17 protein-coding genes are annotated in these 18,823 nt (G+C 66.1%); 7 read left to right on the top strand and 10 right to left on the bottom strand.

The window, feature by feature from the left end; translation table 11 throughout:
- Nucleotides 1–13 precede the first annotated feature (13 nt).
- From GJ700_RS36315 to GJ700_RS28205, 6 genes are all read left to right on the top strand, one after another.
- A complete protein-coding gene (locus GJ700_RS36315) occupies nt 14–1,417 on the top strand; it encodes a methyl-accepting chemotaxis protein (RefSeq protein ID WP_371868180.1) in 1,404 nt (467 codons plus the stop codon).
- 83 nt (nt 1,418–1,500) lie between these two features.
- A complete protein-coding gene (locus tag GJ700_RS28225; RefSeq protein ID WP_154380326.1) occupies nt 1,501–1,704 on the top strand; it encodes a type II toxin-antitoxin system VapB family antitoxin in 204 nt (67 codons plus the stop codon).
- Entirely contained in the window at nt 1,701–2,081 is a 381-nt protein-coding gene (locus tag GJ700_RS28220) for a type II toxin-antitoxin system VapC family toxin (RefSeq protein ID WP_371868169.1), read from the top strand. The genes GJ700_RS28225 and GJ700_RS28220 overlap by 4 nt, the downstream gene beginning before the upstream one ends.
- A 179-nt stretch (nt 2,082–2,260) precedes the next feature.
- Entirely contained in the window at nt 2,261–2,848 is a 588-nt protein-coding gene (locus GJ700_RS28215; protein WP_154380324.1) for a DUF2760 domain-containing protein, read from the top strand.
- The gene (locus GJ700_RS28210) at nt 2,845–4,695 is read left to right on the top strand and encodes an Hsp70 family protein (RefSeq protein ID WP_371868168.1); all 1,851 of its coding nucleotides are present in this window, start codon (nt 2,845–2,847) and stop codon (nt 4,693–4,695) included. Before GJ700_RS28215 ends, GJ700_RS28210 begins: the two co-directional genes overlap by 4 nt.
- Nucleotides 4,696–4,706: 11 nt before the next feature.
- Nucleotides 4,707–7,520 (top strand): Hsp70 family protein, encoded by a 2,814-nt coding sequence (locus GJ700_RS28205; protein ID WP_154380322.1) that lies wholly within the window; start codon nt 4,707–4,709, stop codon nt 7,518–7,520.
- Here GJ700_RS28205 and GJ700_RS28200 read toward each other — a convergent pair.
- From GJ700_RS28200 to GJ700_RS28160, 9 genes are all read right to left on the bottom strand, one after another.
- Entirely contained in the window at nt 7,517–8,170 is a 654-nt protein-coding gene (locus tag GJ700_RS28200; protein WP_154380320.1) for a tRNA-uridine aminocarboxypropyltransferase, read from the bottom strand. The two genes, GJ700_RS28205 and GJ700_RS28200, sit on opposite strands and share 4 nt — an antisense overlap.
- Nucleotides 8,171–8,198: 28 nt before the next feature.
- Complete coding sequence (locus GJ700_RS28195) at nt 8,199–9,800, bottom strand: methyl-accepting chemotaxis protein (protein ID WP_154380318.1); 1,602 nt, start codon at nt 9,798–9,800, stop codon at nt 8,199–8,201.
- A gap of 84 nt (nt 9,801–9,884) precedes the next feature.
- Complete coding sequence (gene tssA, locus GJ700_RS28190) at nt 9,885–10,925, bottom strand: type VI secretion system protein TssA (RefSeq protein ID WP_154380316.1); 1,041 nt, start codon at nt 10,923–10,925, stop codon at nt 9,885–9,887.
- An 11-nt stretch (nt 10,926–10,936) separates the two neighbouring features.
- Entirely contained in the window at nt 10,937–13,561 is a 2,625-nt protein-coding gene (gene tssH / locus GJ700_RS28185) for a type VI secretion system ATPase TssH (RefSeq protein ID WP_154380314.1), read from the bottom strand.
- The gene (tssE, locus tag GJ700_RS28180; protein WP_154380312.1) at nt 13,558–14,016 is read right to left on the bottom strand and encodes a type VI secretion system baseplate subunit TssE; all 459 of its coding nucleotides are present in this window, start codon (nt 14,014–14,016) and stop codon (nt 13,558–13,560) included. Before tssE ends, tssH begins: the two co-directional genes overlap by 4 nt.
- A 26-nt stretch (nt 14,017–14,042) precedes the next feature.
- Nucleotides 14,043–14,534, bottom strand: a complete 492-nt coding sequence (locus GJ700_RS28175) for an Hcp family type VI secretion system effector (RefSeq protein WP_154380310.1) — start codon at nt 14,532–14,534, stop codon at nt 14,043–14,045.
- A gap of 27 nt (nt 14,535–14,561) precedes the next feature.
- Nucleotides 14,562–16,052 (bottom strand): type VI secretion system contractile sheath large subunit, encoded by a 1,491-nt coding sequence (gene tssC / locus GJ700_RS28170; RefSeq protein WP_154380308.1) that lies wholly within the window; start codon nt 16,050–16,052, stop codon nt 14,562–14,564.
- A 1-nt stretch (nt 16,053) separates the two neighbouring features.
- Nucleotides 16,054–16,554 carry a type VI secretion system contractile sheath small subunit gene (gene tssB / locus GJ700_RS28165; RefSeq protein WP_154380306.1) on the bottom strand — a complete coding sequence of 167 codons (501 nt, stop codon included), beginning with the start codon at nt 16,552–16,554 and terminating at the stop codon, nt 16,054–16,056.
- 19 nt (nt 16,555–16,573) lie between these two features.
- Nucleotides 16,574–17,149, bottom strand: a complete 576-nt coding sequence (locus GJ700_RS28160; RefSeq protein ID WP_154380297.1) for a hypothetical protein — start codon at nt 17,147–17,149, stop codon at nt 16,574–16,576.
- A gap of 177 nt (nt 17,150–17,326) precedes the next feature.
- Here GJ700_RS28160 and icmH point away from each other — a divergent pair, with 177 nt between their 5' ends.
- Nucleotides 17,327–18,073, top strand: coding sequence for a type IVB secretion system protein IcmH/DotU (gene icmH, locus GJ700_RS28155; protein WP_154380295.1), 747 nt, complete (start codon nt 17,327–17,329; stop codon nt 18,071–18,073).
- Between the two features lie 12 nt (nt 18,074–18,085).
- On the opposite strand, the gene GJ700_RS28150 is transcribed toward icmH, so the two are convergent.
- Entirely contained in the window at nt 18,086–18,820 is a 735-nt protein-coding gene (locus tag GJ700_RS28150) for an OmpA family protein (protein ID WP_154380293.1), read from the bottom strand.
- Nucleotides 18,821–18,823 lie beyond the last annotated feature (3 nt).

Here is an 18,823-nt window from a genome sequence, read left to right as displayed (position 1 = left end):
CAAATTGAACCAGGTGATCAGCGGCCAGAAGCAAGCCATTGCCGCCGCCAACCGGGGTAACTTCGACGTGCGGGTTGAGCTGGCCGGCTTGCAGGGCTTCCAGCAAGAACTGGCGGAGGGCTTGAACCAGCTGATGGCCACCACGGGCGCCAGCGTGGCCGACGTGGTGCGCGTCATGGGGGCGCTGTCCGAAGGCGACTTGTCGAAAACCATCGCCAAGGATTACGACGGCGCGTTCGATGAATTGAAGCGCTACGCCAACAATACCGTCGCCAAGCTGAACCTGGTGATCGATGGCCAGAAAAATGTGGTGGATGCCGCCAACCGGGGCGATTTCAATGCCCGTATCGACCTGGCGGGCATGCAAGGATTCCAGAAGGACCTGGGAGAAGGCTTGAACCGCCTGATGGTAACGACGGGCACATCGATCGAGGACGTGGTGCGCGTGATGGGCGCGCTGGCCGAAGGCGACTTGAGCAAGACCATCGACAAGCATTATGAAGGCAGCTTTGGCGAATTGAAGTCCTATGCGAACAACACGGTGGCCAAGCTGCTGCAAGTGGTGACGGAAGTGAACCACGGCGCCCAGTCGCTGGCCAGCGCCTCCGAGGAAGTGTCGGCCACGGCGCAATCGCTGTCGCAATCTGCCAGCGAACAGGCCGCCAGCGTGGAGGAGACCAGTGCGTCGCTGGAACAGATGACGGCGTCGATTTCGCAAAACACGGACAACGCGAAAGCCACCGACGGCATGGCGGCGCGCGCGGCGCAGGAAGCCACGGAAGGCGGCGATGCCGTCAATGCCACGGTGGCGGCCATGAAGCAGATTGCCACCAAGATCGGCATTATTGACGACATCGCTTATCAAACCAATTTGCTGGCGCTGAACGCGGCCATTGAAGCGGCCCGCGCCGGCGAACATGGCAAGGGCTTTGCCGTAGTGGCCGCCGAAGTACGCAAGCTGGCGGAGCGTTCGCAGGTGGCGGCGCAGGAAATTTCCGAAGTGGCGTCCGGCAGCGTGCAACTGGCGGAACGGGCCGGCCAGTTGCTGGGCCAGATGGTGCCGAACATCAAGCGCACGTCGGATCTGGTGCAGGAAATTTCAGCGGCATCGGAAGAGCAATCGTCGGGTGTTGCGCAAATCAATTCCGCCGTGCAGCAATTGTCGCAGACCACGCAGCAGAACGCGGCCAGTTCCGAAGAGTTGGCCGCCACGGCCGAGGAAATGAGCGGCCAGGCCGAGCAATTGCAGCACACCATGGGCTTCTTCAAGGTCAACACGCAGGTGCGCGGAACCGCGTTTACCTCCTCCCGCAAAGGCATCGCGCCCCGGGCGCCCGCGCGCAAGCGCAGCGAACCCCGCATGGTGGAGGGGGACGCCGATGGCGAAATGGACGAAACCCGGTTTGCCCGGTTCTAAATAGCCGGAGGCTGCCATGGCGGCAGTTGAGTGATGCCAGAATTGATGCATAATGGGATCAGTTTTGATGATGGGAAGCCGCCATGCGCACCACCGTAACCATTGATGACGAGCTGTACGAACAGGCGCTGGAAGTCGCTGATCCAGCAATGGATAAAGCCGACCTGTTCCGGGAAGCGATTAAGACCTTCGTCAGGGTCCAGGCCGCCAAGCGGCTGGCGTCGCTGGGCGGCATCATGCCGCAAATGGCGGACGTTCCCCGGCGCCGCGACGATCCAGCATCGTGAAGCGTGTCGTCGTCGACACCTCGGTGTGGGTGGCGCACTTTCGCGCACCTGACGCCGCCCTGGTTGCCTTGCTGGGACTCGACGCCGTCCTGCTCCATCCAATGATCGTGGGGGAGATTGCCTGTGGCACGCCGCCCACGCGCGCCCGCACACTCAAGGATCTGGCGCTGCTTCAGCAGGCTGAGCGCGCCAGCTTGCGGGAAGTAATGGACTTTATTGAGCGCGAAAAGCTGTTTGGCGCCGGATGCGGACTCGTGGACCTGATGATCCTGACCTCCACGCTGATGACGCCCGGCGCGGAACTGTGGACGCTGGACAAGCGCCTTGCCATGCTGGCGCAACGATTCCACATAGCGTACCGCCCCGCGCCGCACTAGCAAATTCCCGCCATCGCCGCCAAACCCGTTGCCGAAACTTCAGCATTGCCGCGTCAACTGGTATCATTCGAAGTAATTGCGGCGCTGCACAAGCGCCTGCCCCAGACTTCCAACCGCCGGCGTAGCGCCCTCTTTCTGGCAATTCAAGCAGCGGCCCGCCGGCCAAACCAGAGACAACGATGACCAATACGACCCAGTTGCCGTCTTTCGGCACGCGCATTGCGCTCGCGATCAGCGCCTTCTTCCGCACCCTCGGCAATGCCGAATACGCGGCCCGCATCCAGCGCCTCGATGAACCGATGGCGGCGCCAACGGTGGCCCCTACTCCAGCGCCCACCCCGGCCCCGACGCCAGCCCCGACCGCCGCTCCGGTGATCCTGCGCGAAGCCACGCCGGATGCCGCGCTGCAACTGCTGAGCTTGCTGCAACGCGAAGCCCGCCTGATCGATTTCACTCAGGAAAACCTGACCGGCTATGCGGACGCCGACATCGGTGCCGCCGCCCGCGTGGTGCATGAAGGCTGCGCCAAGGTATTGCGCGAACACTTCACGATCGAACCGGTCCGCTCGGAGGCGGAAGGGGCCCGCGTCACGCTGGAAGCGGGCTTCGACGCCGCATCCGTGCGCCTGACGGGCAACGTGGTGGGCCAGGCGCCGTTCAAAGGCAGCCTGTCGCACCGCGGCTGGCGCGCCACGTCCGTGCGCCTGCCGAAACTGGCGGAAGCGCATGATGCGAAAGTCCTGGCCCCGGCGGAGGTGGAACTGTGAGCGATCCTAAATACGCAATCGGTATCGATCTGGGTACCACGCACTCGGCATTGTCGTATGTCGACCTGGCCGCCAGCGATGGCGAAAAAACCGCGCAGACCGTGCTGGCCATACCCCAGTTGACGGCGCCGGGCACGGTGGAAGACTTGCCGCTGCTGCCCTCGTTCCTGTACCTGCCGCACCCCGATGAAATGGCGGCCGGCGAACTGGCGCTGCCATGGCAGGCGTCCGGCGACGGCCCCGTGGCCGGTGAAATGGCGCGCAGCCGTGGCGCCACGACGCCGATCCGCCTGGTGTCGTCCGCCAAAAGCTGGCTGTGCCACCCTGGCGTGGACCGCCGCGCCGCCATCCTGCCCAACGATGCGCCGGAAGAAGTCACCCGCGTGTCGCCTTTGGCCGCATCGACCCGCTACCTGACACACTTGCGCCAGGCGTGGGATGCGGCCCATCCGGACGCGCCGTTCGCCGAACAGGCCGTGACGGTGACGATCCCCGCATCGTTCGACCCGGCCGCCCGCGAACTGACGGCCGACGCGGCCCGCGCCGCCGGCTATGAAGGCCTGACCTTGCTGGAAGAGCCGCAGGCGGCGCTGTACAGCTGGATCCAGGGCAGCGAAGGCAAATGGCGCAAGGCCGTCAAGCCGGGCGACATCATCCTCGTGGTCGACGTGGGCGGCGGCACCAGCGACTTTTCGCTGATCGCCGTGCTGGAACGCGACGGCGTGCTGGAACCGCACCGCGTGGCCGTGGGCGACCACATCCTGCTGGGCGGCGACAACATGGACCTGGCGCTGGCCCACATGGTGGCGCGCAAGCTGGCCGCCAACGGCACCCAGCTCGACGCCTGGCAATTGCGCGGGCTGACCTATGGCTGCCGCGCCGGCAAGGAAGCGCTGCTGGCCGACGAATCCGTGCAAACGTGGCCGATCGTGGTGCCGAGCCGTGGTTCGAAACTCATCGGCGGTTCGATCCGCACGGAGCTGACGCGCGATGAAGTCGTGAATTTCATCGTCGAAGGCTTCTTCCCGAAGACCGACGCAGCCAGCCGCCCCGCCGTGCGCACCCGCGCCGGCCTGACGCAACTGGGCTTGCCGTATGCGCAGGATGCCGCCGTCACCAAACACCTGGCCGCGTTCCTGGGCCGCCAGCTGGGCGCCACCGCCGAACTGCAGGGTTACGAGGGCCGCCAGCCGGCGGAAGCCACGTTCCTGCACCCGACCGCCGTGCTGTTCAACGGCGGCGTCTTCAAATCCGGCCTGCTGGCGCAGCGCGTGATGGATACGCTGAACGACTGGCTGTACCTCGAAGGGTCGGAGCCGGCCCGCATGCTGGACGGCGCGGACCTGGACCTGGCCGTGGCGCGCGGCGCCGCCTACTACAGCTATGTGCGCCGCGGCGCCGGTGTGCGCATCCGCGGCGGCACGGCCCGTTCGTACTACGTGGCGGTGGAATCGTCGATGCCGGCCATCCCCGGCATGGAACCGCCGATCCAGGCGCTGTGCGTGGCGCCGTTCGGCATGGAGGAAGGCGGTGAAATCGAACTGCCGGGCCAGCAATTCGGCCTGGTGGTGGGCGAGCCGGTCAACTTCCGCTTCTTCGAATCGTCGACGCGCCGCCAGGACCAGATTGGCGAATTGCTGGACTTCTGGGGCCCGGACGAATTGACGGAGCTGAATGAAATCCAGATGACGTTGTCGCCGGAAGGCCGCCAGGCGGGTGAAGTGGTGCAGGTCAAACTGCACGCGCTGGCGACCGAGGCGGGTACGCTGGAATTGCTGGCGGTGGCAGACGATAATGGCCAGCGCTGGAAAGTCGAGTTCGACGTGCGCGCCACGGCGGCCGAATAACCGGCGCAGCCATGAAGCCCTACCTCGTCGCCATCGACCTGGGCACCACCAACACGGTGGCGGCCTATGCTGAACCGGGCTCGGAAGACGTCAAGCTGTTCGACATCGACCAGTTGACGGCGCCCGGTGAAATCGGCGCGGCGCCGCTGCTGCCGTCGCTGCGCTACCACGCGGCGGACGGCGAACTGGCGGCGGGTGAATTGCAGCTGCCGTGGCGGCAGGACGATGTGGCGGGCGTGGCGCAGGTGGCGGTGGGCCGCCTGGCCCGCAAGCTGGGCGCGCAAGTGCCAGGGCGGCTGGTGGCGTCCGCGAAAAGCTGGCTGTCGCACACCAATGTGGACCGCATGGCGCCTATCCTGCCGTGGGGCGCCGAGGATGGCGTGCCGAAAGTGTCGCCGGTGGCGGCCAGCGCCTCGTACCTGGCCCACGTCAAGGCTGCGTGGAACCTGCACTTCCCCAAGCATCCGCTGGACCAGCAGCAGGTGGTGCTGACCATCCCGGCGTCGTTCGATGAAGGCGCGCGCGCACTGACGCTGGAAGCGGCGAAACTGGCGGGGTTGCCGTCATTGCGCTTGCTGGAAGAACCGCAAGCGGCGTTTTACGACTGGCTGTACCGCCACAAGCCAACCCTGGCGCAGGACCTGGCGCAGTCGAAGCTGGTGCTGGTGTGCGACGTGGGCGGCGGCACCACGGACTTCAGCCTGATCCGGGTCGACGTCCAGGATGGCGAACCGGTGCTGACGCGGATCGGCGTGGGCAACCACCTGATCCTCGGCGGCGACAACATGGATCTCGCCCTGGCGCGGCAAGCCGAACTGCGCCTGAATGGCGGCAACGCCGATGGACAGCGCCTGTCGGCTGCCCGCATGGCGCAACTGGTGGAACGGTGCCGCGCCGCCAAGGAACAATTGCTGGCGGCCGATGCGCCGGACAGCCTGCCCGTCACCCTGCTGGGTAGCGGCTCCAAACTGATCGGCGGCACCCGCACGGTGGAATTGCAGCGGGCCGACGTCGAGCAACTGGTGGTCGATGGCTTCTTCCCGATGAATCCCGGGGCCGAAGCAGCGACGCGCTCGCGCGGCGGCATCGTGGAATTCGGCCTGCCGTATGCACAGGACCCCGCCATTACGCGCCACCTGGCGGCTTTCCTGGCCCAGCATGCACCGGCCGCGCGGGATGCGCTGGGCCTGCCGGCTGACGATACTGCGCTGCCCATTCCCGACACCTTGCTGATGAACGGCGGCGTGTTCCGCGCCGACGCGCTGGCCAAACGCCTGGAAGCCGTGCTGGCCGGCTGGCGCGGCGCGCCGCTGACCGTGCTGCACAACGATAATCCCGACGTGGCCGTGGCGCGCGGCGGCGTCGCCTATGGCCTGGGCAAGCAAGGGCGCGCGCCCACCATTGGCGGCGGTTCGGCCCGGTCGTATTTCCTGTTGCTGGACGATGGCAAGCACCAGGGCAGCCGCGCCGTCTGCCTGCTGCCGCGTGGCTTTGAATCCGGCGCGGAAGTGCGGCTGACGGACCGCACGTTTGCGTTGCGGCTGGGCCGCCCCGTGCGTTTTTACCTGGTGTCCACCACCGGTGGCGGCGGCCCCGCGCCGCAGGCGGGCGACCTGGTGGAGCTGGACCCGGCCGATTGCGTGCGGCTGCCGCCGATCGCCACCGTGCTGCGCGACAGCGGCGATGCGCAGGCGCGCAAGGAAATCCCCGTGCAACTGGGCGCCACCTTGTCCGAGGTCGGCACCCTGGAAATCCACTGCGTGGCGGCCGATGGCGGCGCGCAGGCCCAGCGCTGGCAACTGGAATTCCAGTTGCGCGGTTCGCAGGATGGCGAAGACGAAGTGGAGGAAGTCGTGCTTCCGCCCCGCGCAAAAGACGCGCTGGCCGCCATCGAACGCATCTTCGGCGCGAAGTCGCAGCAAGTCGACAGCAAGGAAGTGCGCCAGCTGGGCCGCCAGCTCGAACACTTGCTGGGCAGCCGCGAAAACTGGGCCATGCCCGTGCTGCGCCACTTGTTCGACACCTTGCTGGCGCGCGCCAAGGGCCGCCGCCGCTCGGCCGAACATGAACGCGCCTGGCTGAACCTGGCCGGCTATTGCCTGCGCCCCGGCTTTGGCGATGCGCTCGACGGCTGGCGCATCGAACAATTGTGGGCGCTGTTCGACAGCGGCGTGCAATACCACAAGGACAGCCAGGCCTGTTCCGAATGGTGGACCCTGTGGCGCCGTGTGGCGGGCGGCTTGCCGGTCGCCGCGCAACTGCGGCTACTGGACGATTTCGCGTTCAACCTGCAGGCCGACGAACAGGAACGGGGCAAGCGTCCCGTCACGCTGGTCAATGGCAGCGAAGAAGACATGCTGCGCCTGGGCGCGTCGCTGGAACGCATTCCTTCCGCCTACAAGGCGGAAATCGGCCAGTGGCTGCTGGAACAATTGCTGGCCGCGACCGGCCCGAAAGCCGATGTGATGCAGGGCCGCTACCTGTGGGCGCTGTCGCGCGTGGGAGCAAGGCAACCGTTCCACGGCAGCGCGCACGACGTGGCGCCGGTGGAAACCGTGGCGCAGTGGCTGGAAGCCATCCTGGGCCTGGACTGGAAAAAACTCGAACCCGCCGGCTTTGCCGCGGCCCACCTGGCCCGCATGACGGGCGACCGCACGCGCGACATCGAACCCGCGCTGCGCGAACAGGTATTGCGCAAACTGGAAGCCTCCCGCGCCCCGGCCGCCTGGAGCGCCATGGTGGCGGAAGTCGTGCAGCTCGACCAGGCCGTGGAAAAACGCATGCTGGGCGAAGCCTTGCCGCCAGGGTTGAAGTTGATCAGTTAGCCGTTGTTGTCGGCCATGGCCGCCGGATTCGGGAGGTAGTCGGCCTGTTGTTGTACGAAGCCATCGAACGCGTTGATCAGCGGCTTGTATTGTTCTTCGTTGTTTTCAACTTGTCCCAGCGCATACGCGACCGCTTCCAACGTCGACAACTGGTCCGGCGCATGGGCCTTGCGGATGCGGTAGTGGGAGGCGGGCATGTCGCGCAGCGGCAGGCGGGGCAGGCGTTGCAGCGCGGGGTTCAGGTACAGCATCTTGCGGCTCTTGCGCCATGTGGCGTCCAGCGCCACCAGCAGCAATTGTTCGGGCGCGCCTGCCCAGCCGGGATCGAACGGTGGTGGCGGCGCGATGCCCAGCGAGGCGTCACCTGGTGTGTCCGGGTACAGCAACACGGGGCGGCGCGGTCCCGCCAGCAAGGCCGCCAGCCCGGCTTCGTCGAATGTTTCCCCCACCGCCATCACGCTGCCGGGCAGGCACAAATGCAGCAGCCGCGCGCTGTTCTTCGCATTGTGCACTTCCATCGGGTGCTGCAGGATCAATATACCGGCGCGGCTGGCCACCGGTGTGGTCCAGCGGCAAATACAGGTGGCTTGCGGCCGCAGGCACGCGGCGCACATGGCGCGGCGCGCGCCGGTTGATGAAGTCAGCGTCATGCCGCGATTGTAACGGCTCCGGCGCCCCCTACGCCAGCGCAGGCAGATTGCCGGCGGAGCGCATTCCGGCCCGCATGGCGGCAATCTGTTGCGCGGTCAGCTTGAACACTGAGACCGACTGCGCCAGTTGCTCCGATTGCTGCTGCATGGCGGAAGCGGCGGCCGCCGCCTGCTCGACCAGCGCCGCATTTTGCTGCGTGGTCTGGTCCATTTGCGTGATCGCCTGGTTGATTTGTTCAATGCCGGTACGCTGCGCTTCGCTGGCCTCGGCAATGTCCGTCATGATGGCCGTCACCCGCGCAATGGCCGCGACGATTTCATCCATGGTTTGCCCGGCCGTGCTGGTCAGCGACGTCCCCGCGTCGACTTTTTCCACCGATTCCGCAATGAGTTCCTTGATTTCTTTTGCCGCCCCGGCCGACCGCTGCGCCAGCCCCCGCACTTCGGACGCCACCACGGCAAAGCCCCGGCCCTGCTCGCCCGCGCGGGCCGCTTCCACCGCCGCGTTCAATGCGAGGATATTGGTCTGGAATGCAATGCCATCGATGACGGCAATGATGTCGACGATACGGCGCGACGACGCGTTGATCGCGTCCATCATGTGCACCATGTCGCCCACCACGGCCCCGCCACGGCTGGCCGTTTGCGACGCCATATCGGCCAGCGCGCTGGCCTGGCGCGCATTCTCCGCATTGGCGCGCACGATGGACGTCAGGTGTTCCATCGACGAGGCGGTTTCCTGCAGCGAGCTGGCTTGCCGCTCCGTGCGGTTCGACAAATCCAGGTTGCCGGCCGCGATTTCACTGGTGGCGTCCGCCATGTTGTCGGCGCCGGTGCGCACCAGACCCACGATGTCGACCAGGTTGCTGTTCATGCTTTTCAGCGCATGCATCAACTGGCCTGCTTCATCGCGCGTCTGTACCACGATGTCGCTGGTCAAGTCGCCCGACGACACCGATTCCGCCACCCGCACCGCGTCGCTGATCGGTTGCGTGATGGTGCGCGTGATATACCATGCAAAGCCCACGCCCAGCGCCACCGCCGCAATGCCCAGCATCAGCAGCATATTGCGCCCGCTTTCATAACTGGCCTGGATATCGGCCGCCATCCGGTCGAGCCTGCGCCGCTGTTCGTCCGACAGTTTTTGCAGCGCGGCCAGGTAGACGATGCGCTTGCCCTCCATATCCGATTCGAACAGGCGCTTGCCCGTCTCCAGGTCGCTGTCGGCCTTGGCCTTGAATACCGCCTTGCGGGCATCCACGTACGCCTTGCGGCTGGCCAGGATGGCCTCGTACATCGCCTTGCCCTCCGCGTCCGGCAACAGTGCCGGCATGGCATCCTGGATTTCCGTCGCGCGGGCGGACGACGCCGCCATCATTTGCTCGAAATATTTCTGGTCGGCAGGATCCTGCACTTTCCACGCGGCGGACGTACGGGCGGCATTGACTTCCACCACCTTTTGCCACTCAGCAATCATGCGTTCGATGCGCACGTCATCCGCCACCAGGATATTGGTTTTCTCACTGGCGGATTGCATGCGAACAATGCCGATGACCGTCAACAATGCCAGCAACGACAGCACCACGGCGAAGGCAATTCCCAATCGCATGCCTATTTTCAGGTTCTTCATGACGGCTCCTTGTTCCTGCATGGTCATATGCAGTCTGAGCCGATCAGCGCCCCTGCGCAACTGTTAATCGTGCGCAACAGTTAATTACTCTTGCTGCCGGACTATTCCCAGCATTTCATCCACCTGCGCTAGCGCCCCGGGGTCTTTCACCACACTGCGCAGCCACACGTGCAGCGGCATCTCGCCCCAGTGCGCGGCCTTGTCCGCCAGGTAAGCGACGGGGCTGTGCGGTTCCGTGCGGCGGAAGTAGTCCGCCACCTGGCGCAATTGCGCCAGCGCCTGGCTGCGGCCTTGCAAGCCGCCAACCATTGCACTACCGGCAACCACTGGTGCTGCCCCGCCGCCATCGCAGTCCGCGCGGCTGTCCGCCACCGCAGACGCCAGCGGCTCGATGAAATCAATGACATTCAGGATCGCGTCGCGCGCAGCGCCGAACGCGGGGCCGTCCGCCCCCAGCTTTGCATCGACAATGGCTTGCAATTCAGCAAGTGCCTGCTGGCAATAGCGGACATCTTCCAGCAAGCGGTCATTGAATTGCGCGGTATTGCGGCGCCGCGCGGCATCCAGTTCGGGCAGGCCCGGCCCTGCCTCCGCATTGTCCGGCGTGCGCCATGGATCGTTGGTCCCCTGCGCGGCGGCATTCATGCGCTGGCGCGCCGCGTCGAAATCCGCCATGGCCACCGTGCCGTCTTCGCTGACCGGCATGTGCCGCACCAGTTGCGGCGTACGCGCCAGCAGCCAGGCCAGGTTGCCGCTGCGCTGTTCATGGCCGTCACTGTCGTCCGGCAACGGATACATGCCGTCCCAATAGCGCTCGCACAAGCCGGCCAGCAGCGCGAAGCCGTCGCCCAGGCCCCGGAAATGGCGCAGCTTGGCGTGCGCTTCGGCCAGCCAGACCGCCAGCCGCATATCCTTGCTGCGCGATTCGATCAGCGCGGCGCAGCGCGCCGCCACGAAATCCCAGTCCGCATCCTTCAGCGCCGCGACCCACTCGCCCTGCGCCAGCGACGGATCGTCCTGCGTGCGCGCGCGCACGATGTCGTCCACGTCGCTGCTGAACGATAAATCCTCGCCGCACGCCTGCTGCATGCTGACGGGTACCAGCAATTGCGCAATACTGAACATGGCCGTTCTCCTTAATCAAGGCTGTAGCTGAACTGTCCGTCAGCGGCAATCCCGACGCGGATGGCCGCCACGCCGACGCCGTCGGCCATGCGCGCCAGCAGCGCATCGGCCAGGCCCGGCAGCAAGGTCCCGTCGATGACGCGGTCGATATGGCGCACGCCGGCGTCCAGCTGCGCGCAGCGCGCCAGCAGCGTGTCCGCCACCGCCTTGTCCCACGCAAACGTCGCCGCATGCACGGCGTGCACACGCCGCGCCACCCGCGCCAGCCGCAGGCCGACGATGCGCTCCAGCACCTCGTCGGCAATCGGATAAAACGGCACCACGTGCATACGCCCCAGCAGCGCCGCCTTGAAGTGCTGCAGCAGTACCGGGCGCGCCAGCGCTTCCAGGTCGTCCGGCGACGGCAAGTCCAGTCCCTTCAAGCCCGCGCAGGCTTGCGCGATGGCGCCGCCGCCCGCGTTCGACGTCGCGATGATGACCGTATGGCGGAAGTCCACCGAGCGCCCTTCCCCGTCATCCAGCACGCCCTTGTCGAACACCTGGAAAAACAGTTCCGCCACGTCCGGGTGGGCTTTCTCGAATTCGTCCAGCAACAGCACGCAATACGGATTGCGCCGTACGGCTTCCGTCAGCACGCCGCCTTCGCCGAAGCCCACGTAGCCGGGCGGTGAACCCTTCAGGCCGGACACGCTGTGCGCTTCCTGGTATTCATTCATGTGGATGGCCACCACCTTGCGCTCGCCGCCATACAGCGCTTCGGCCAGCGCCAGCGCGGTTTCCGTCTTGCCGGTGCCGGACGGTCCCGCGAACAAAAACACGGCGCGCGGCTTGCCGGGATCGGCCAGTCCGGCCGCACCGCTTTTCAGGCGCTGGGCAACTGCGGCCATCGCATGCGGCTGCCCCAGGATGCGGGCTTGCAACGTGTCCTGCAGCGACCGCACCGCGCGCCATTCATCGGTCGCCATGCGGCCCAGCGGGATACCGGTCCACGCCGACGCCACTTCCGCCACGGCCAGTCCATCGACATCGAGCGGCGCCAGCGGTTCCGCGCCCTGCAACGCGGCCAGTTGGCCGTACAAGGCGGACAGCGGCATCGCGCCGGCCTGTTCCCCTTCGCGCTGCAATGCAATGGCCACGCCCAGCGCCTTTTCCTGTTCCCAGCGCGTGCGCCCCGCGTCGCAGGCGCGGCGCAAGCCATCCTGTTCTTCAGCCAGCGCGGCCATTCTTGCCTCGCCAGATTCGCTGCCCGCGCCCAGTTCGCGGTCCTTGCCCAGCGCACGGATTTCCATCGCCACGTGGTGCATGCGGGCGTACAGGCGCTCGATGCCGTCCGGCGGCGTGCTGCGCGCCAGCGCGACGCGGGCGCACGCGGTGTCGAGCAGGCTGACCGCCTTGTCCGGCAATTGCCGGCCGCTGATATAGCGGTGCGACAGCTTGACGGCCGCCACCACCGCGTCGTCGCGCACCGCCACGCCGAAATGGCGTTCCATCAGCGGCGCCATCGCGCGCAGCATGGCGCATGCCGTGTCTTCGTCCGGCTCTTCCACCTTGACCACCTGGAAGCGCCGCGCCAGCGCCGCATCCTTTTCGACATGCCGCTTGTATTCACTCCACGTGGTGGCGGCAATGGTCCGCAATTCGCCCCGCGCCAGCGCGGGCTTGAGCAGGTTGGCGGCGTCGCCCTGCCCCGCCTGCCCGCCCGCGCCGATCAGGGTGTGGGCTTCGTCGATGAACAGCACCACCGGGTGCGCGCTCTTGCGCACATCGTCGATCACGCTGTTCAGGCGCGCCTCGAATTCGCCCCGCACCCCGGCGCCCGCCTGCAGCAAGCCCAGGTCCAGTGCGTGGATCGCCACGCCGCGCAACGCTTCCGGCACGTCGCCCGCCACGATGCGCTGCGCCAGGCCCTCCACCACGGCGGTCTTGCCAACGCCCGCCTCGCCGGTCAGGATCGGATTGTTCTGGCGCCGCCGCATCAGGATATCCATGGCCTGGCGGATTTCACTGTCGCGCCCCACCACGGGATCGAGCTTGCCGTCGCGCGCCAGTTGCGTCAGGCTGGTGGTGTAGCGCGCCAGCGCGGACGTCTGCAATTGCGTGACGGGATCGGGCGCCGCCTCGCTGCCGCCGCCTGGTTCGGCCTGCGGGGCAGGCCATTCCTCCTGCGATCCCCGCGCATACTTGTCGAGGTTGTGTTTCAGTTCATCGACAGGGAAGCGCGCGAACAGCGGCGAGCCGCGCTGCGCCAGCTGTACCAGGCTTGGCTCCGTCAGCAACGCCAGCAGCAGATGGCCGCTGCGCACCAGGTCCGGCTGCGGCAGCGACAGCGACGCGATCAGCCACGCCTGTTCCAGCAATACCGGCAAATGGCGGGAAAACACGGGCGTGCGCGTGCTGCCGCTTTTAAAGCGCCCCACCTCCCGCCGCAAGTCCGCTTCCAGCTGGTCGACGGGAATGCCGCAGCGGCGCGCGATCGTCACGAAGTCGCAGCGCTCCTGCTCCAGCAACGCCAGGAACACGTGTTCCAGGTCCACTTCATATTGTCCCAGGCCGACGCATATGCTGGCGGCCCGCGTGGCCGCCACGCGCGACGTGTCGTTGAGTTTTGCGATCAGGGTTTTCAGGTTCAGTGTCATAGGGGTCCCCGCCGGTTGATCGAGTAACGCAAGGTCGATGGCTGCAGCACGGCGTCAAACGCGATGGCGCCGCGCTGCGTGGTGAGCAGTCCGGTAATCGTGATGCGGATACGGTTGACGGCGCCCGGCTCCGGCGCGACCTGCACGTCGACGCGGCGCAGCCGCGGTTCGTGCCGTTCCACCGCCGTGCGGATACAGCCGCAAATATAGGCGCGGTCCGCCGCGCTGCCGAGGCAGCAGCCGGCGAAGTCGGCCAGGCCGTAATTGGCGACCGACGCGGCGCAATGGGGATGGCCCCGCAACAGCCCGGCCGGCAGCGCCGCGCGCGTATTGAGCATATCTTCCAGGCTGCGCGCGACGGATTCCTTCAGCTGCGCCGGCGTCAGCACGGGACCGGCGCCGTGCAACAGGCGGTCCAGGATGCCGGCCGGTGTCACATGCGGTTGCGGGGCCATGATTCAAGCCTTGCTATGCCGGCCGCTTACGCGATCCGGTTGGCCGCCAGGTCCCAGCCGCCCGACGTATTGCCGCCGACGCCGCCGGTGATCTTTTGCTGCGTGTACTTCCAGCGCACCTTGGAAAACTTGAAGCCCACGTCTTCCGTCAGGATGTCGCCTTCCGACACGGCGGGCGACACGGCGCCGATCAGCACATTTTCAATTTCAATTTCAAAGTACTTGACCCGTTCGCCCTGGCCGTCCGCGCGCATGAATTCGAATTTGGCTTTCGGGATCGTCCGGCCCGCCGCGCAGGTTTGCAGCAGGATGGGCGACGCCAGGTCGGCCAGCTTGGAAATTACGATGTCGCGGTGTTCGCAGCGTTCGGCCGTGTGGCCGCCGCCAGTGGATGACGTGGCCGACTTGGGCTGTTCCACGCCCCACGAAACGGATTTGCATTCGATCCATTCCTTGTGACGCTCATCGGTGGATTCGCCCTTGATGCCATCGATGTGCAGGTAGACGTCTATCGCCATAGCTTGCTCCTTGAGTGGTAAGTGGGTTTAACGGTTGGTCGATTGCGGCAACTCCGCGACCAGTCGGAGGGAAACGGACAATTCGTCGAGCTGGAAATGGGGCCGCAGGAACGACACGGCACGGTACACGCCGGGCCGGCCCGGCACTTCGCTCACTTGCACGGACGCTTCCCGCAGCGGGTAGCGGGCCTTTTGTTCCTGGCTGGCGTTATCGTCCAGCAGCACGTAACGCATCAGCCAGCGGTTCAGGAAATCCTCCACGCTGGACGCGGCGGAAAAACTGCCGACCTTGTCGCGCATCATGGCCTTCATGTAGTGCGCGATGCGCGACACGGCAAAGATGTATTGCAGCTGCGACGACAGCACCGCGTTGGCATTGGCGCCCTCGGTGCTGTAGCGGCGCGCCTTCTGCGCCGATTGCGCGCCAAAGAACGCGGCATAGGACGTGTTCTTGCAATGCACCAGCGAGATGAAACCCAGGTCGCTGAGTTCCTTTTCGCGGCGGTCGGTGATGGCCACTTCGGTCGGGCACTTCAGCGCCACCTCCCCTTCGCCCGTCTTGAAGGTATGGGTCGGCAAGTCGTCGACCAGGCCGCCCCCTTCCACGCCGCGGATGGCCGCGCACCAGCCGAAATCGTCAAAGGCTTGCGCCAGCCGCGCGCCGAACGCGTACGCCGCGTTGCACCACAGGTACTTGTGGTGGTCGCTGCCGTCGACTTCCTCGACAAAGTGGAAGCCTTCGACCGTGGTGCCGTCGACCGGATTGAATGGCAGCCGCCCCAGGTAGCGCGGCAGCGCCAGTCCCACGTAGCGCGCATCTTCCGATTCGCGGAACGCTTTCCACTTCGCGTATTCCACCGTGTCGAACACCTTGGCCAGGTCGCGCGGCTTGCCCAGGTCGCCGTACGTTTCCAGGCCGAACAGTTCGGGCGCGGCCGACGCGATAAAGGGCGCGTGCGCGGCGGCCGCCACGTGCGACATCTGTTCGATGAAATACATGTCTTCCGGCTGGCGCGAAATTTCAAAGTCGCCCACCAGGGCGCCATACGGGGCGCCGCCGAACGTGCCGAATTCTTCTTCATAGACTTTCTTGAAAATGGCGCTCTGGTCGAATTCCAGCGCGCTCTGGAAATCCTTGACCAGTTCGCGCTTGTTGGCGTTGAGCATGCGGATACGGACGTTTTCGCCGCTGGCGGAATGGCGCACCAGGTAATGCAGGCCGGTCCAGCTTTGCTCCAGCTTCTGGAATTCCGGCGCATGCATGATGGCCGACAACTGCGATGAAATCAGCCGGTCCAGTTCCGCCACGCGCGCATCGATGGTGGCGCACAGGCTGGGCGACACCGTCACGGTCCCGTCCAGCACCTGCTTCACCAGCTCGGCAATGATGTCGCGCGCCCGCTCATGTTCCTGCGGCGATTTGGCCACGCGGCTTTCTTCGACGATGCGGTCCAGCAGGCCGCCCTGCTGCTCCATATTCTCAAGCGGCGCATCGAGCGCCTGCAATTGGGCTGACATGTCACACCTCCTTGCCGTCGTTGACCTGCGCGCGCAGGCGATCCGTATCATTGAGTACCTGCGCCAGCAAGTCTTCCAGCTTGTCATTGCCGGCCAGTTTGTTGCGCAAATCGGCCAGCTTGCCGCGCGCTTCCAGCAACTGGCGCAGCGGTTCCACTTGGCGTACCACGGCTTCCGGACGGAAGTCGCTCATGGCGCGGAAATCCAGTTCGACCGTGATGGCGCCTTCGCCGCCCAGCTTGTTCGGCGCATCGAAGCGCGCATGCGGCGCCACGCCGGCCAGCACTTCGTCGAAATTGTCCGCGTCGACACCGATGAAACGGCGTTCCTTCAGCCGTTTCACCGGCTGCGCGGGATTGCCGCCAAAGTCGCCGATCACGCCGACCACGAAAGGCAACTCCTTGCTTTCCATGGCATCGCCGATTTCCACGTCATAACTCATTTGCACGCGCGGCGCGCGCACCTTGGCGAGCCGCTTCTGGATGCCGTCACTGTTGGCCATTGCTGTTCTCCTGGGTGGATTACTTGAGGGTGCCGAAGGGATCGGCCGACCCGGTTTGCGCCGCCGACGACTTGGCCGGCGTGGCCCGTTTCACTGGAGCCGGTTTCTTCGCCGGCGCGGCAGGCGGCGCCGCCTCGTCGCCGACACTGCCGTGCAACTGGCGCGCCAGTTCCTGCGCTTCGCTGCGGGTCGCGCCGTGCAGGCTGTTTTGCGCCTGCAAGTCCGCATAGGCCGCGACCGACAGCCGCAAGCCGCTGGCGGCCAGCAGGCGGCCCGCCTGCGCGTCGAGCGGATCGCGCCGCAGCGCTTCCTGTGCGTGGACGATGGTGTCGGCATACTGGCCGCGCTCATACTTCAGCTGCGCCATCGCCAGCCACGGGCTTTTATCGGCCGGATAAGCGGTGGCCGCGTTTTTCCAGACCGCCAGCGCCCGCTCGGAAAGGCCTGCCGCCGCGGCGCGCTGCGCTTCCGCATGCAATGCTTCCAGCGACGGCGGCGGCGCCGGCGTGCGCGCAACGGGATCGTCCGCGGCGCAGGCGGACAGCAGCATCGCGCAGGCGGCGGCCAGGCCAGGGATCAGCATTCTCTTGGTCATGATGGACTCCTTTCATGGGGGTGCTGACCATCATGCGGGTGTGTCGCGGGGAAATAATTGCGATTGCGCAATTTCTCAACGGCATGCTTTTCGCAATGGACTGCCACCGTTGCGCAGCCGCAAGCTCGCGCTGTCGCCGTCCCGCTGTAATGAACCATCGACACACGGGGAGCGACCATGAGCACACGGATCGAACGCCGCAGCGCACAGCGCGAAGCACGCCTGCTGTCGCTGGCGGACTTGCTGCACGAAGGGTTTTACCTGCTGCACTTGCTGAAGCAGCGCCACGCGCCGGGCGAGCTGGAAGACTTCCAGCCGCGTATCGTGCGCATGCTCGACGACTTCGAAAAAGAAGCGCGCCGGCTGCACGCGCATGGCGACGATATCGAGGCGGCCCAATATGCGTATTGCGCGGCACTCGACGAAATCGTGCTGTCATCGGACTTCGGCCTGCGCGGCGCGTGGGAGCGCACGCCGCTGCAGCTGACGGTGTTTGGCGACCAGCTGGCGGGCAAGCATTTCTTCGACAAGCTCGAAGCGCTGCGCGGCAAAGGCGCAGTGCGCCTGCAAGCGCTGCAAGTGTTCCATATGTGCCTGCTGATGGGTTTCAAGGGCCGCTATGCGATGGATGACCGCGACCGGCTGGCGTGGATCACGGCCCGCCTGGGTGATGAAATCGCCCACATCAAGGGCAAGGGACGGGGCTTTGCGCCGCAGGCGGCCCGTCCCGATCAGGTGGCGCACCAGTTGCGGCGCGACGTGCCGCCATGGCTGCTGGCGTTGCTGCTGGTGTTGACGGCCGCCAGCGCTTACGGCGCCATGCAGTGGTCGCTGTTGCGCGAAAGCCGGCAGCGCATGGCTGTCCATGCCAACGTGGTGCAATTGCCGCCGCAGCCGGCCTCCCTGACGATCACGCTACCCTGAACCGCCGCGGCGTCACCCGGCCACCCTGAATTCGATCCGGCGGTTGCGCGCGCGGCCCTCCGCGCTGCCGTTATCGGCCACCGGCCGGTCCGGTCCCAGCCCCGACACCGCCACCGAAGCGGCATTCACGCCCTTGCCCACCAGGTAGTCGCGCACGGCCTGCGCCCGGGCCTGGCTCAGCGCGATATTCGCCATGCGCTGCCCCACGTTGTCCGTGTGCCCCGACACGTCGATTTTCGCGCCGTTCAATTTCAGGATGACGGCCGCCATCTCGTCGAGGATCGCCATCCCCGACGGCCGCAATGTCGCCTGCCCGCTGTCGAATTCAATGATGCGCTGCGCCAGCACGGCGTCCAGCATTTGCTGGCCCTGCGCCACGCGCAATTCCGTGCGCAGCGCATAGCCGGGCGCCATGGCGGCGGACAATTCCTTGCCTGTCTGCGCGCGCACGGCGTCGCTGGCCACTTCGCCGCGCACACTGACGGCGCTGCCCTCGACTTTCAGCTCGCCCTTGCCCACCGCCCTGATACCGGGTCCCAGCAGCTTTTGCACTTGCGCGTGCCAGCCGGGCGGCGCCAGCACGGGCCCGACGGTGATCCGGTCCGTGACGGCGCCCGCGCCATACAGCGTTTGCAGGCGCTGTATGATGGCGTCGCGCGTGGCGTGGTCCGGTACCGTGCCGGACGCCACGACCTGCGCACGGAGCGGCATGCAAAACAGCGCGGACAATATCAACGTGTGTTTCATGCT

Source organism: Pseudoduganella rivuli (genome assembly GCF_009674485.1).
Taxonomy (GTDB): Bacteria; Pseudomonadota; Gammaproteobacteria; order Burkholderiales; family Burkholderiaceae_D; genus Rugamonas; species Rugamonas rivuli_B.
The sequence above is the reverse complement of the archived record's forward strand: the minus strand, read 5'-3'. Positions and strand labels throughout refer to the sequence as shown.